Annotated in this window: 11 protein-coding genes; 3 read left to right on the top strand and 8 right to left on the bottom strand. The window is 67.6% G+C overall.

Features of this window, described 5'->3' with window-relative positions:
- Nucleotides 1-257: 257 nt before the first annotated feature.
- The 7 genes from KHO22_RS02170 to dapC all read right to left on the bottom strand — a co-directional run bounded on the left by KHO22_RS02170 (nt 258) and on the right by dapC (nt 6,692).
- Nucleotides 258-1,520: an MFS transporter gene (locus KHO22_RS02170; RefSeq protein ID WP_211945432.1), complete on the bottom strand. Its 1,263-nt coding sequence runs from the start codon at nt 1,518-1,520 to the stop codon at nt 258-260.
- Nucleotides 1,521-1,620: 100 nt separating this feature from the next.
- Nucleotides 1,621-2,514 carry a 50S ribosomal protein L3 N(5)-glutamine methyltransferase gene (gene prmB / locus KHO22_RS02165; protein WP_211945431.1) on the bottom strand — a complete coding sequence of 298 codons (894 nt, stop codon included), beginning with the start codon at nt 2,512-2,514 and terminating at the stop codon, nt 1,621-1,623.
- Between the two features lie 43 nt (nt 2,515-2,557).
- Nucleotides 2,558-3,709 carry a succinyl-diaminopimelate desuccinylase gene (dapE, locus tag KHO22_RS02160; RefSeq protein WP_211945430.1) on the bottom strand — a complete coding sequence of 384 codons (1,152 nt, stop codon included), beginning with the start codon at nt 3,707-3,709 and terminating at the stop codon, nt 2,558-2,560.
- A 16-nt stretch (nt 3,710-3,725) separates the two neighbouring features.
- Complete coding sequence (locus tag KHO22_RS02155) at nt 3,726-4,073, bottom strand: ArsC family reductase (RefSeq protein ID WP_211945429.1); 348 nt, start codon at nt 4,071-4,073, stop codon at nt 3,726-3,728.
- Nucleotides 4,074-4,114: 41 nt separating this feature from the next.
- Nucleotides 4,115-4,474, bottom strand: coding sequence for a hypothetical protein (locus KHO22_RS02150; RefSeq protein ID WP_211945428.1), 360 nt, complete (start codon nt 4,472-4,474; stop codon nt 4,115-4,117).
- A 113-nt stretch (nt 4,475-4,587) separates the two neighbouring features.
- Nucleotides 4,588-5,415, bottom strand: coding sequence for a 2,3,4,5-tetrahydropyridine-2,6-dicarboxylate N-succinyltransferase (dapD, locus tag KHO22_RS02145; protein WP_211945427.1), 828 nt, complete (start codon nt 5,413-5,415; stop codon nt 4,588-4,590).
- A gap of 77 nt (nt 5,416-5,492) precedes the next feature.
- Entirely contained in the window at nt 5,493-6,692 is a 1,200-nt protein-coding gene (gene dapC / locus KHO22_RS02140) for a succinyldiaminopimelate transaminase (RefSeq protein ID WP_211945426.1), read from the bottom strand.
- A gap of 177 nt (nt 6,693-6,869) precedes the next feature.
- On the opposite strand from dapC, the gene KHO22_RS02135 reads away from it, so the two are divergent.
- Nucleotides 6,870-7,835 (top strand): DMT family transporter, encoded by a 966-nt coding sequence (locus KHO22_RS02135; protein WP_211945425.1) that lies wholly within the window; start codon nt 6,870-6,872, stop codon nt 7,833-7,835.
- A gap of 29 nt (nt 7,836-7,864) precedes the next feature.
- Here KHO22_RS02135 and KHO22_RS02130 read toward each other — a convergent pair whose 3' ends face one another.
- Nucleotides 7,865-8,692, bottom strand: coding sequence for a ferritin-like domain-containing protein (locus KHO22_RS02130; RefSeq protein ID WP_211945424.1), 828 nt, complete (start codon nt 8,690-8,692; stop codon nt 7,865-7,867).
- 409 nt (nt 8,693-9,101) lie between these two features.
- On the opposite strand from KHO22_RS02130, the gene smc reads away from it, so the two are divergent.
- Both smc and KHO22_RS02120 read left to right on the top strand, forming a co-directional pair.
- Complete coding sequence (gene smc / locus KHO22_RS02125) at nt 9,102-12,617, top strand: chromosome segregation protein SMC (protein ID WP_211945423.1); 3,516 nt, start codon at nt 9,102-9,104, stop codon at nt 12,615-12,617.
- Nucleotides 12,614-13,945, top strand: a complete 1,332-nt coding sequence (locus KHO22_RS02120) for a cell division protein ZipA C-terminal FtsZ-binding domain-containing protein (protein ID WP_211945422.1) — start codon at nt 12,614-12,616, stop codon at nt 13,943-13,945. The genes smc and KHO22_RS02120 overlap by 4 nt, the downstream gene beginning before the upstream one ends.
- The last annotated feature ends 5 nt before the right edge of the window (nt 13,946-13,950 follow it).

The raw sequence follows: 13,950 nt of genomic DNA, 5'->3' as shown, positions 1-13,950 counted from the left end.
GGCGAATGCGAGGAGGCTCTTTCTCACGTTTTCCGGTTGTTTTTGGTCTGTACAAGCGGGGGCTCGGGATCCGCGCGGGACCCGGGCTGATCCGCTTCCGGAGGCTTAACGTGAAAGGGCGTGGATTCGTGCACACGAGCCTGCACGCCTGCAGGCGGAAAGTTTGTGAGCGCGGGCAGGGCTCGCCGCCGGCGCCCGCACCAATGCAGGAACTTGCGGACCGGGCCGGCTGCGTTCCGGCCTATTGAAGCCTGACGCTAGTGATGTCCCTGCGCCGGACTGAAGACATAGGGCACCAGCGCCGCAGCCACCAGCACTGCCGCCGACAGGAAGATCGCGGCATACGTCGCGGGCTCTCCCCAACGCTGCAGATGTCCCATATTGGCAATCAGCCCATAGCCCCACGACGTGAGCGCGGAGCCAAGGAACACGAAGGTATTGAGCAACCCCAGCCCGCGCCCGCGTTTGGACGGCGGGATCAGGCTGCGGCCCTGCGCCATCACAAGCGGATGGAGCATGCCGATGGTCGAGAGCAGGGCCATCATCGCCACGCCGCTGGCTACGCCGGAAGCGGGCCACAGCGTCAGCATCACGGCGCCGGACATCGACAGGCAGGACCAGGCGAGGATGGCGGTCTTGAGCGTGCTGCGCCGTACCAGCACGGGCAGCATGAAGGCGGTGAGGAATCCGGCCACGCTCAGCAGCGTGAGCGCCACGCCGCGGGATGCCGAGCTGAGCCCGTAGACATCGGCGAGGTAAGGCCCGCTCCACGCGTTGCGGAAGGCCGTGCCGGCGGACATGGCCACGCACAGCGGGATCAGCGTCCACAGCGGCACCAGGCCCAGCAGCCGGGCGCTTTGCGTGAGCATGGACGGCCACGAGGCGCTGCGCGCCTCCGCGTGGCCGGTATCGCGCACGAAGCGCCAGACGCCCCACGCGGCGATGACCATGCCCAGTGCCGAGACCGCCATCGACGGCCGCCAGCCCACCAGTTCGGTGGCCCAGCCCAGCGGCGCGGTCGCGCACAAGGCGCCGATCATGCCCATGGCGTTCGATTTGCTGACCACGTGCGTGTAGTCGCGCTCGGAGAGCTGTTCCGAAGCGAAATGCAGCAGGCCCATGAATACCGGCGCGCATGCCAGCCCCAGCCCGACCTGCGCCAGCGTGGCCACAGCGCCGTTGGGCGCCAGGACAAACAGGATCGACGACACCGCGCCGACCGCCAGCAGCCCGGCCGTGGGCCTGCCCACGCCATAGCGGTCGAAGGCGATGCCAACCGGGATCTGGGCCACGGCAAAGGCCAGGAAGAAGGAGGAGGACAGCGCACCGTAGCCGGCCGGAGACAGGCCGAAATCGTGCTGCAGTTCCGGGGCCATGACCGCCAGGCAGGAACGGAAGAACTGGCTGAGTGCGAAGGCGAAGGTCAGGACGGCGATGCCGCGTGTCGCCACGTCGCGCGGGGAAGTGGACGGGGAAGGGGCGCTACCGGTGGGCAGGGCCTGGAGGTCGTCTCCGGTCATTGTTCTTGTTATGGGGGCCGCGGGTTAAAACACTTCGATTGAAACACTTCGGGAAAGACGGGCGCGGCACGTGTCCGCGCCCCTTGCCGCCGACTGCCCTTTATCCGGGCAGCGCGTCGTAGGTCAGCAGGAAGACCTGCTCGTCGCCCGCGCTGACGGGCAGCCAGACGATCTCCAGGTCCGGGAACGCCGCTTCGACATTGGCGTGCTCGTTGCCGATTTCCACCACCAGTACGCCGCCCGGGTTCAGGCGCGCCTTGGCACCGGCAATGATCCGGCGCACCACGTCCATGCCGTCGTCGCCGCCGGCCAGCGCAATGCGCGGCTCGGCCAGGTATTCGGGCGGCAGCGCCTGCATCGAGGCTTCGTTGACGTACGGCGGGTTGGTCAGGATCACGTCGTACCTGGCGCCCGGCGGCAGCGGCGCGTACAGGTCGCCCTCGAACAGGTGGATGCGCTCCTGCATCTTGTAGTCGGCCACGTTGCGGCGCGCCACGGCGAGCGCATCGGGCGAGATGTCGACCGTATCGATCCGCGCGTTGGGCCACACGTGGGCCGCCAGGATCGGCAGGCAGCCGGACCCCGTGCACAGCTCCAGCACCGGGCCAACCTGGGCGGTCTCGCCGATCCACGGTTCGAGGCCGTCCTGCATCAGTTCGCCGATAAAGCTGCGCGGCACGATCACGCGCGAATCGACGTAGAAGCGCAGGCCGTGCATATAGGCCTCGTGCGTGATGTAGGCGGCCGGCACGCGTTCGTTGACGCGGCGGTCGATGACCTGCATCACCGCGTCGATTTCCTCGGGCAGCAGGCGCGCGTCGAGGAACGGGTCGAGCGTGTCGAGCGGCAGGTTCAGCGTGTGCAGCACCAGGTAGGCGGCTTCGTCGTAGGCGTTGGCGCTGCCGTGGCCGAACGAGAGGCGCGCCGCGGTGAAGCGCGACACCGCCAGGCGCAGCAGGTCGCGCACGGTGCGCAGCGGGGAGGGAGTGGCCATGGTCGTGGATCCTGTGGTCGATGGGAGTGCGATCGGCAGGCGATCAGGCAATCAGCCGTTCCAGCACGCCACGGTAGACGTTCTTGAGCGGTTCGATAAAGCGGACTTCGACGTTCTCGTCGATCTTGTGGATGGTCGCGTTGGGCGGGCCGAACTCGATCACCTGCGGGCAGATCTTGGCGATGAAGCGGCCGTCGGAGGTGCCGCCCGTGGTCGACAGTTCGGTCTTCACGCCGGTCTCGGCTTCGATCGCGGCCGACAGGGCGTCGGACAGGTCGCCGCGCGGCGTCAGGAAGGGCTCGCCGCCGAGCGTCCAGTCCAGCGTGTATTCGAGCTTGTGCTGGTCCAGGATCGCATGCACGCGCGACTTCAGGCCCTCGGGCGTGCTTGCCGTCGAGAAACGGAAGTTGAAGTCGATCGTGACGTGGCCCGGAATCACGTTGGTCGCGCCGGTGCCGCCGTGGATGTTCGACATCTGCCAGCTGGTGGGCGGGAAGTATTCGTTGCCCTGGTCCCACACTTCGGCGGCCAGTTCGGCCAGCGCGGGGGCGGCTTCATGGATCGGGTTGCGGCCCAGGTGCGGATAGGCGATATGGCACTGCACGCCCTTGACCACGAGCCTGCCCGACAGGGAGCCGCGGCGGCCGTTCTTGACCATGTCGCCGAGCGTGTCGACCGACGTCGGTTCGCCGATCACGCAGTAGTCCAGCCGTTCGCCGCGCGCCTTCAGGGCCTCCACGACCTTGATGGTGCCGTCATGCGCCGGGCCTTCCTCGTCGCTGGTGATCAGGAAAGCGATGGTGCCCGCGTGGTCCGGATGCGCCCCGACGAATTCCTCGACCGCCACGACAAAGCCGGCGATCGACGTCTTCATGTCCGCGGCGCCGCGGCCGAACAGGCGGCCGTCACGGTGCGTCGGCTCGAACGGGTCGGAGTTCCACTGCTCGAGCGGGCCGGTGGGCACCACGTCGGTATGGCCGGCAAAGGCCAGCAGCTTGCCGTCCTTGCCTTGCGTGCCGCGCTTCACGGCCCACAGGTTGGTCACGCGGAAATCATCGGGGCCGCTGACGATGGCTTCGCACGTGAAGCCGAGCGCCTTCAGGCGGGTTTCCAGCACGGCCTGGCAGCCTTCGTCCGCGGGCGTGACGGAGCGGCGGCGGATCAGGTCTTCGGTGAGGGCAAGGGTGGCGGTCATGGGAGGACGGAGAAATTCAGAACTGGCTGGCGTACTGGTCGGCGGAAAAACCCACGCTGACCCTGCCGTCGTGCGCAAGCACCGGGCGCTTGATCAGCGAAGGGCTTTGCTGCATCAGCGCGATGGCGCCGGCTTCTTCTTCGGCGCGCACCTTGTCGGCGTCCGGCAGCGCGCGCCAGGTCGTGCCCTTGCGGTTGAGCAGGGTCGACAGCGGCACGTGCTTCAGCCAGCCGCGCAGCATGGCTTCATCGACGCCTTGCTTCTTGAAATCGTGGAAGGTGTAGGCGACGTCGTTGGCGTCCAGCCAGGTGCGGGCCTTCTTGACGGTGTCGCAGTTCGGGATGCCGTAGAGCAGGACGGTCATGGCGTGTCGGGTCTTGGCTGGGGGGGCAGCGGTTGAGCGGTTCAGCGGAAAAGCAGGTTCAGGGCGATCACCAGGCCGCCGAGGCCGAGCGCCACGCCGGCCATGGCCACGCTCGTCATCAGGCGCAGGCGGCGGTCCAGCCGCGCCGCTTCCTTGCGCAGGGCGTCGATGGTGAGGGCGTGCTGCTCGGCGAGCAGCTTGACCGCCTCGGCCTGCTGCACGGCGGCGGCTTCCAGTTCCGCGATGCGTGCGGCGGGGTCGCGCGTTTCCGGCGCGGCCCCATCCGGGCCGTCATCCTTGCGTCGGCCCTTCTTGATCTTGTCGATGGTCTTGTTGGCCTGTTCGAGGATCGTGGGCAGGAGGGAGAGGACAGTGCTGACGGTGGTGGGATCCAGGGCCATGAGTCGCTTGCGGAGGGAGGGCACGTCGCGGGCGGTGTGGCGGGGTGATGCAGGGGAAGGCCCGGCCGCGGCCCCGCGCGTGGCGGAGCCTCGGACCGGGCCGCCGCGGGCGATCAGTCGCCGCGCAGCAGGTCGTTCAGGCTGGTCTTGGCGCGGGTCTGCGCGTCCACCTTCTTCACGATCACGGCGCAGTACAGGCTGTACTTGCCATCCTTGGACGGCAGGTTGCCCGCCACCACGACCGAGCCGGCCGGCACGCGGCCATAGTGGATCTCGCCGGTTTCGCGGTCGTAGATCTTGGTCGACTGGCCCAGGTACACGCCCATCGAGATGACCGAGTTCTCTTCGACGATCACGCCTTCCACGACTTCCGAACGCGCGCCGATGAAGCAGTTGTCTTCGATGATGACCGGGTTGGCCTGCAGCGGCTCCAGCACGCCGCCGATGCCCACGCCACCCGACAGGTGGACGTTCTTGCCGATCTGCGCGCACGAACCGACGGTGGCCCAGGTGTCGACCATGGTGCCTTCATCGACATAGGCGCCGATGTTCACGTACGACGGCATCAGCACGGCGTTTTTGGCGATGAACGAACCGCGGCGGGCCACGGCGGGCGGCACCACGCGGAAGCCGGCGCGGGCGAAGTCGTCGGCGCTCCAGTTGGCAAACTTGGTCGGGACCTTGTCGTAGAACTGGGCAAAGCCGCCGGCGCTCATCGGCGCGTTGTCTTCCAGGCGGAACGACAGCAGCACGGCCTTCTTGACCCACTGGTTGACGATCCAGTCCTTGCCTTGCTTCTCGGCCACGCGCAGCGTGCCGGCGTCGAGCTGGCCGATGACGTTGGCGACTGCCTCGCGGATATCGGCGGGGGCGGACTTCGGCGACAGGCTGGTGCGGTCTTCCCAGGCCTGGTCGATCAGGGCTTGCAGAGCTTGCGTCATTTGGGTTTCTTCAGTGGTTGTTTGGAGAAGGCACGGCGGTCAGGCCGCGCCACGGATATGCGTCGGATCCCGGCGGATCAGCCCAGCGACTTGCAGAATTCCACGATCCGGCGGGCGCCTTCCAGGCATTCCTCCGGCGTGGCCACCAGCGCCATGCGCACGCGGTTGGCGCCGGGGTTGATGCCGCCGGCCTCGCGCGCGAGGTAGCTGCCCGGCAGCACCGTGACGTTCTGCGCGGCCAGCAGCCGCGCGGCGAACTCGACATCGGTCAGGCCAGTGCGCGAGACATCGGCCCACAGGTAGAAGCCGGCGTCGGGCAGCGCCACGTCCAGCACTTCGGCCAGCATCGGCGTCACCTGGCTGAACTTGCGCACATAGGCGGCGCGGTTCTCGCGCACGTGGGCCTCGTCGTTCCAGGCGGCAATGCTGGCAGTCTGCACGGCCGGGTTCATCGCGCCGCCGTGGTAGGTACGGTATAGCAGGAATTTCTTCAGCAGGGCGGCGTCGCCGGCGACGAAGCCGGAGCGCAGGCCCGGCACGTTCGAGCGCTTGGACAGGCTCGAGAACATCACCAGCCGTTCGAAGCCGCGGCCCAGCTTGTGGGCGGCCTCCAGCGCACCCAGCGGCGCGCGGCTCTCGTCGAAGTAGATCTCCGAGTAGCACTCGTCCGAGGCGATCACGAAGCCATACTTGTCCGACAGCGCGAACAGCTGCTTCCAGTCGTCGAGCGACAGCACCGCGCCGGTCGGGTTGCCGGGCGAGCAGACGAACAGCAACTGCACCTTCTGCCAGACCTCGTCGGCAATGCGGTCGAACGCCGGGGCGAAGTTGCGCGCGGGGTCGCTGTTCGCGAACACCGGCGTGGCGCCGGCCAGCAGCGCGGCGCCTTCGTAGATCTGGTAGAACGGGTTCGGGCACAGCACCAGCGCGCCGGGACGGGTGCCGTCGACCACGGTCTGCGCGAACGCGAACAGCGCTTCGCGCGAGCCGGTCACCGGCAGCACCTCGGTCGCGGCATTGACCCTGGGGAGCCCGTAGCGGCGTTCCAGCCAGGTGGCGATGCACTGTCGTAGTGCATCGGAACCGGCCGTTGTGGGATAATTCGCCAGCCCCGCCAGCGACTCGGCCAACGCCTTCTTGATGAATTCGGGCGTGGGGTGCTTGGGCTCGCCGATGCCGAAGCTGATCGCCGGCTTGTCGGCCGCTTTCACTTCCGCGAAGAGCACCCGCAGTTTCTCGAAGGGGTAGGGCTGGAGCAGGTCGAGGCGCGGATTCACGTTCTGGATGGGGCCGGTTGAAACCCAGCATTATAAGGGAACGGCAGGCTTTCCCGTGCGATGGCGCGGCCGGCGCGGCGCATCCGGTGTGCGGATGCCGGGCATCACCGGCATGTGATGCCGGCGACGGATGCGCGCGTTTCTGCTGGCAGGCTGGCCCCTCGTAGCTATTTCCAAATGACTGACAATAATATTGCGGCGCAGCATGGCGCCGCCGACCGCCATGCGGTCAAGTCCTCGCTTTCCATCCTGATCGGTGCCTCGGTCTGGGGCATTGCCTGGTTCCCGTACCGCGTGCTGGCGGGCTGGGGCCTGGGCGGCATGAGCGCCGCGGCACTGGTGAGTTGCGCGGCGGCCGTGGTCTCGCTGCTGGCGTTCCGCAGGCAGCTGCGCGGCATGCGGGCATCGTGGCTGTTCGTGGCGATTGGCCTGGCCGCGGGCGTGACCAATGCGGGCTTTGTCTGGGGCAGCGTGAACGGGCACGTCATGCGCGTGCTGCTGCTGTTCTACCTGACCCCGGTCTGGACCGCGCTGTTCGCGCGGGTGTTCCTGGGCGAACGGCTGTCGGCGGGCGGTCTTGCGCTGATTGCGCTCGCGTTGTCCGGCGCCGGCCTGATGCTGTGGACACCCGAGGTGGGCGTGCCGCTGCCGGGGAGCGCCGCGGAATGGTCCGGACTGGCTGGCGGCATGGGCTTCGCCGTCAACAACGTGCTGTCGCGACGGGCCGGGCAGCAGTTTCCGGACATGGATGCGCGGCTGCGCACGGTCGTGGTCTATCTGGGCTGCACGGCGGTCGGCGTGCCTTGCGCGCTGTTGCTCGATGCACAGTCGGCGGTGATCGCGCCGGGCGCGGGCGCCGCCGTGGCGGCCCTGGTGGCCGGGCTGGCGGCGGTCCTGGTGCTGAGCAATGCCGTGGTCCAGTATGGGCTGCAGCGCTTGCCGGCCAATCGCGTGTCGTTGCTGATGCTGTTCGAGATCGTGGTGGCCGCCGTGTCGTCCTGGTGGCTGGCGACCGAGACGCTGAGCTGGAAAGAGGCCGTGGGCGGCCTCTGTATCGTTGCCGCCGGCGCGCTTTCGGGGCTGGTGCATCGCAGTCGCCGCGCACCGGAAGCCGTGGCGGCCGGCGCCGAAGCCGCCGCCTGAGCGGGCGAGAGGGTGAGCGCGGTCGCGGGTCAGTGCAGCATGACCCGCGACACGACGGCCACCAGCGGCTTGCGTACGGCGCGTTCCAGCGTGACGTGCAGGTTCAGCGGTCGCAGCAGCATCTTTACGGTCATTTCCACGGGCAGATGGCGCCGGATCACCGCGCTGACGCGCGAGTTGAGCGCCTTGACTTCGTGTTCCGGGATGTCCTCTTGCCCGCGCTCCATGCGCAGCACATTGCGCAGCGCAATGGCTGCATCCTCGTTCTTGATTTCGAGCAGCCGGCGCGTCAGGGCGCCGAGCACCCTGGTGCGGCCAAGCCTTTCGGACTCGGCAAAGCGGTTGAAGAAGCGGTAGAAGTGCTTGTAGTGCCGCACCTCGTCGTTGGCAATGCGGCGCGTCAGGGTACGCAGCACCGGTTCGTCGCTGGCTTGTTCCAGCGCGCGATAGTAGGCCGCCGTGCCGGTCTCGACGACGCAGCGGGCGGCCATTTCCAGTGCCCCGGTCGGCTCGAACTGGTCGATGGAGCAGGTCTGGCAGTATTCCTCGAAGAAGCGTTCGTAGCCGCGTTCCCAGTCGAATTCCGGCCAGACATGCTCGACGTAGCGGCGCAGCGCCAGGCCGTGCTGCAGTTCCTCGGCTTCCCAGTGGTCCGACAGCCACCCGGCCGCCTCGGGCACGGCGGCATAGTAGGTCGCAAGGTTGCCGGCATAGGTGTCGGATCCGCTCTCGATAAACGATGCCGACACCAGCAGATAAAACAGGTCGCGGTCGCCCCGCACGCGTTCGGACTGGATTGCCCGGTAATCAATCTCGCTGACAGACCACGGCAGGTTTGCCGCTGACGGCTGGGTCATGCTGGATCCTCCGCAAAGGGCCGGACGCCGCGTCGGAGTTGTCGTCCCGGGAGCATCTGGCGTCACGCTGGCATGTCTGAGAGACTAGCATTTACCCTAGTTGGTTTCCCGGTTGTTACATAACTGTTGCAACAGGATCAGCGCAGGCGCGTTCGAAAAGTGCCTGCAGAAACGCTCGTAAATAGCTGCGCGCAAAGGAAAAGCGACCCGGAAAAATGCCGTGGAACCCACTGCCGGAGCGGCCGGATCGCCGGGTTGCGATGGTATGATTACCGCCAATTCTCGGTCACGGGGGGCGAGAAGGGACGCTGGCGGCACGCCGGGCGTCCGCCCGTCCGCGTGTGCCGCTCATTCCTGAACGCTCTAATGCTGCGTGCGCTGCCATCAGCGCCGATACCACACGACAACCGTGCGACTATCTTCGATCAAGCTGGCGGGCTTCAAGTCTTTCGTCGATCCGACCAATTTCCAGGTGCCCGGCCAACTGGTCGGGATCGTAGGTCCCAACGGCTGCGGTAAATCCAACATCATTGATGCAGTCCGCTGGGTGCTGGGCGAGTCACGTGCGTCCGAGCTGCGTGGCGAATCCATGCAGGACGTCATCTTCAACGGTTCCACGGCCCGCAAGCAGGCCGGCAGGGCCAGCGTCGAACTGGTCTTCGACAATGCCGAGGGCCGCGCCGCCGGCCAGTGGAGCCAGTATGCCGAAGTGGCCGTCAAGCGCGTGCTGACGCGCGACGGCACCTCGTCCTACTACATCAACAACCAGCCGGTACGCCGCCGCGACATCCAGGACATCTTCCTGGGCACGGGCCTGGGGCCGCGCGCCTACGCCATCATCGGCCAGGGCATGATCTCGCGCATCATCGAGGCCAAGCCCGATGACATGCGGATCTTCCTGGAAGAGGCCGCCGGCGTGTCCAAGTACAAGGAACGCCGCCGCGAAACCGAGAACCGCCTGTCCGACACGCGCGAGAACCTGACCCGCGTGGAAGACATCCTGCGCGAACTCGGCGCCAATCTCGAGAAGCTCGAAGGGCAGGCCGAGGTCGCGCAGCGTTTCAAGACGCTGCAGGCCGACGGCGAAGAGAAGCAGCACCTGCTGTGGCTGCTGCGCAAGCGCGAGGCGCAGGTCGAGCAGGAGCGCCACCAGCGCGCCATCGAGCAGGCCCAGATCGACCTGGAAGCGCAGACCGCGCAGCTGCGCCATGTCGAGGCCGAACTCGAAACCATGCGGGTCGCGCACTATGCGGCATCCGACGGCATGCACGCGGCGCAGGGTGCGCTGTATGAGGCCAATGCCGAAGTCAGCAAGCTGGAAGCCGAGATCCGCTACGTGGTGGAGTCGCGCAACCGCGTGCAGGCCCAGATCGCGGCGCTGACCACCCAGCGCGAGCAGTGGCAGGGCAAGTCGCAGCAGGCCAGCGACGAACTCGCGCAGGCCGAGGAAAATCTCGCCGTGTCCGAAGGGCGCACCGTGCAGGCGCAGGAAGCGGTGGCGCAGAAGAACGACGAGCTGCCCACGCTGGAAGCGCAGTGGCGCGACGCGCAGCAACTGCTCAACGAGCAGCGCTCCGGCATCATGCAGGCCGAACAGGCGCTCAAGCTCGAAGCCGCGCAGCAGCGCAGCGCCGACCAGATGCTGCAGCAGCTCGAACAGCGCCGCGAACGCCTGTCGGGTGAGGAAAAGGGTCTCGATCGTCCGGACGAGACGCGGCTGGAAGAGGCGCGTGCCGAACTGGCCGAGCAGGAAGCCGTGCTGGAGGAAGCGCAGGCCATCCTGGCCGATGCCGAGGACAGCGTGCCGCGCCTCGATGGCGAGCGCCGCGCCGCGCAGGAGCGCGTGCAGAGCGAAGCCGCCGCGATCGCCGCGCTGGAGGCGCGCCTGTCCGCGCTGAAGCAGCTGCAGGAGAACGTGCAGACCGACGGCAAGGTGCAGCCCTGGCTGGCCAAGCATGGCCTGGCGGAGCTGCCGCGGCTGTGGAAGAAGGTCCATATCGAGCCGGGCTGGGAAAGCGCGCTGGAATCGGTGCTGCGCGAGAAGCTCGCCGCACTCGAGGTGTCGAACCTGGACTGGGTCAAGGCCTTCCTGTCGGACGCGCCGCCCGCCAAGCTGGCGTTCTATTCGCCGCCGCCCGCCGCGCGGCCGATCGAAGCGCCTGCCGGCCTGCGTCCGCTGATGTCGCTGGTGCAGATCACCGAGCCCGGTATCCGCGCGGTGATGCAGGACTGGCTTGCCGATATCTACACGGCCACGGACATGGCGCAGGCGCTGGCCGCGCGCAATACGCTGCCCGACGGCGCGTCGTTCGTGGTGGCCGAAGGGCACCTGATCGGCCGCAACGCCATCCAGATCTATGCCGCCGATTCCGAGCAGGCGGGCATGCTGGCCCGCGAGCAGGAAATCGAGAACCTGCAGAAGCAGGCCCGTGCCCAGGTGCTCCTGTCGGACGAGGCCAGGAGCCAGGCCGTGCGCGCCGAAGCCGCCTATACGCAAGCGAGCCAGGCACTGGCCGAGGCACGCTCGCGCGGCGAGCAGGCGACGCGCCGCGCGCATGCGCTGCAGATGGACGTGCTCAAGCTGTCGCAGGCGATGGAACGCTACGCCGCGCGCAGTGGCCAGATCCGCGAGGAACTGGACGAAATCGGTGCGCAGGTCGACAAGCAGCGCGCCATCCGTGCGGAATCCGAAGCGAGTTTCGAGCAGCACGATGCGGCGCTGGCCGAGATGCAGGCCACGCATGAAGACCAGCAGATGGCGTTCGAAGCGCTGGACAGCAAGCTGTCGTCGGCGCGCCACCAGTTGCGCGACCTCGAGCGCGCGGCGCAGGAGGCGGTCTTTGGCGAACGCAACCTGGCCAGCCGCATCGAAGAGCTGCGCCGCAATATCCAGGTGGCGAGCGACCAGGCCGAGCGCATCGCCGAATCGCTCGAGAACGCGCGCGCGGAACTCGAGACGATCAACGAGCAGACCGCCCATACCGGCCTGCAGGACGCGCTGGAACGCCGCGCCGAGAAGGAAGAGAAGCTCGGCGCTGCCCGCATCGAGCTGGATGCGCTGTCCGCGCAGTTGCGCCAGCACGACGAACAGCGCCTGGCCGCCGAACGCAGCCTGCAGCCGCTGCGCGACCGCATCACCGAATCCCAGCTCAAGGAGCAGGCCGCGCGCCTGAACCAGGAGCAGTTCAGCGAACAGCTGACCGAGGCCCAGGTCGACGAGGTGGCGCTGGCCGATAAGCTGACGACGGACCTCAAGCCGTCCTACCTGCAGGGCGAAGTCACGCGCATCAACAACGCCATCAATGCGCTGGGCCCGGTCAATATGGCCGCGCTCGACGAACTGTCCGCGGCGCGCGAACGCAAGACCTTCCTCGACGCGCAGTCGGCCGACCTGAACGATGCGATTACCACGCTGGAAGACGCCATCGCCAAGATCGACCAGGAAACCCGCGCGCTGCTGCAAGGCACCTTCGACCAGGTCAACCACCATTTCGGCGAGCTGTTCCCGTCGCTGTTCGGTGGCGGCCAGGCGCGCCTGATCATGACCGGCGAGGAAATCCTCGATGCCGGCGTGCAGGTGATGGCGCAGCCGCCGGGCAAGAAGAACTCAACCATTCATTTGTTGTCGGGCGGCGAAAAGGCGCTGACCGCGATTGCGCTGGTGTTTGCCATGTTCCAGCTCAATCCCGCCCCGTTCTGCCTGCTGGACGAGGTGGACGCCCCGCTCGATGACGCCAATACGGAGCGCTACGCCAATATGGTGGCCCGCATGTCGGACAAGACGCAGTTCGTCTTCATTTCGCACAACAAGATCGCCATGGAAATGGCGCACCAGCTGATCGGCGTGACCATGCAGGAGCAGGGCGTGTCGCGCATCGTGGCGGTGGACATGGATGCGGCGGTGTCGATGGCGGAGGCGGCATGAACATCAACATGGACTTGCAGACCTCGCTGATCGTCGCCGGCCTTGTTTTCCTGGCGCTGCTGTTCGGCTACAACCAGTGGCAGATCCGCAAGGCGCGCCGCCCGCGCGAACTGCGCCCCGAGGATGACCTGCCGCCGATGCGCGAGCCCGTGGTGGGGGAGACCACCACGCCGGAGGTGGCTGCCAAGCTGCATGAGGCCCCTGCGCCGGAGCATGTCGAGCGGCGCGAGCCGACGCTGACGCCGGCCGCGCGCCCGGCACCGCATGAGGTGGCGGCGGTTGCCGCATCCGCCGCGGCCAGTTCGGCGGACGCCGATGAGGCCGTGGCCGACGAGGTGGCGCTGGCGGCCGCGCCGGCCGCCTCTGCCGCAGCGGAAACGGAACCCCGAGCGGAACCCGAAGCGGAACCCGAAGCGCAAGCCGGGAGCGCGGCGCAAGCGAAGGTGGTGCCACCGGCCAGGGTGGCGGAACCCGTCGTGTCCGACGGCCAGCCGCAGCCGGCCACGATCGATCCACTGATCGACTGCATCGTGCCGCTGCACCTGGAGCGCAAGGCTTCGGGCGACCGCATCCTGCCGCTGACCGGCAGGCTGCGCCGCGCCGGCACCAAGCAGATCCATATCGAGGGCCTGCGCGTGGAGGCCAACGCCTGGGAGCCGGTGACCGCCGGCCACCAGTACGAGGACCTGCAGGTGGCCGTGCAGCTTGCCAGCCGCAACGGCCCGCTCAATGCGCTGGAGTTCTCCGAATTCGTGAACGCGGTCGAAGCGCTGGCCGAATCGCTGGATGCCTCGGCCGACCTGCCTGACATGGGCGAGACCGTCGCCAACGCACGCGAGCTCGACGGGTTCGCCGCAAGCTGCGACGTGCAGCTTGGCGTCAACGTGATCTCGGATGGCGCGCCATGGTCGGCCGCCTACGTGCAGAGCGTGGCGACACAGGACGGTCTGGTGCTGTCGCGCGACGGTACGCGCTTCATCCGCTACCTGGCCAACGCCGAGGGCGTGCAGCGTACGCTGTTCGCGCTGCAGTTCGGCGACACGAACTTCCTGCGCGATGACCTGACCGTCAAGGGCGGTGGCCAGATCACGCTGCTGCTCGACGTACCGCAAGCGGACCAGGGCGGCAAGCCGTTCAAGACGGTCTGCGAATACGGCTACTCGCTGGCCCAGCGCATGGGCGCGCAGCTGGTCGACGACAATATGCGGCCGCTGACCGAGGCGTCGTTCGTCGCGATCTTCAACCAGCTCGAGACCCTCTACCAGAAGCTGGAGGCGCGCGGCATGCCCGCCGGTTCGCCGGTAGCGGCACGATTGTTCAGCGTCTAGCCGGA

Source organism: Cupriavidus yeoncheonensis, from assembly GCF_905397275.1.
GTDB lineage: Bacteria > Pseudomonadota > Gammaproteobacteria > Burkholderiales > Burkholderiaceae > Cupriavidus > Cupriavidus yeoncheonensis.
The sequence above is the reverse complement of the archived record's forward strand: the minus strand, read 5'-3'. Positions and strand labels throughout refer to the sequence as shown.

What these genes read in the sequence shown, in the direction of transcription:
- KHO22_RS02170 (WP_211945432.1), bottom strand. Translation starts at nt 1,520, where the DNA reads ATGACCGGAGACGACCTCCAGGCCCTGCCCACCGGTAGCGCCCCTTCC.
- prmB (WP_211945431.1), bottom strand. Translation starts at nt 2,514, where the DNA reads ATGGCCACTCCCTCCCCGCTGCGCACCGTGCGCGACCTGCTGCGCCTG.
- dapE (WP_211945430.1), bottom strand. Translation starts at nt 3,709, where the DNA reads ATGACCGCCACCCTTGCCCTCACCGAAGACCTGATCCGCCGCCGCTCC.
- KHO22_RS02155 (WP_211945429.1), bottom strand. Translation starts at nt 4,073, where the DNA reads ATGACCGTCCTGCTCTACGGCATCCCGAACTGCGACACCGTCAAGAAG.
- KHO22_RS02150 (WP_211945428.1), bottom strand. Translation starts at nt 4,474, where the DNA reads ATGGCCCTGGATCCCACCACCGTCAGCACTGTCCTCTCCCTCCTGCCC.
- dapD (WP_211945427.1), bottom strand. Translation starts at nt 5,415, where the DNA reads ATGACGCAAGCTCTGCAAGCCCTGATCGACCAGGCCTGGGAAGACCGC.
- KHO22_RS02135 (WP_211945425.1), top strand. Translation starts at nt 6,870, where the DNA reads ATGACTGACAATAATATTGCGGCGCAGCATGGCGCCGCCGACCGCCAT.
- KHO22_RS02130 (WP_211945424.1), bottom strand. Translation starts at nt 8,692, where the DNA reads ATGACCCAGCCGTCAGCGGCAAACCTGCCGTGGTCTGTCAGCGAGATT.
- KHO22_RS02120 (WP_211945422.1), top strand. Translation starts at nt 12,614, where the DNA reads ATGAACATCAACATGGACTTGCAGACCTCGCTGATCGTCGCCGGCCTT.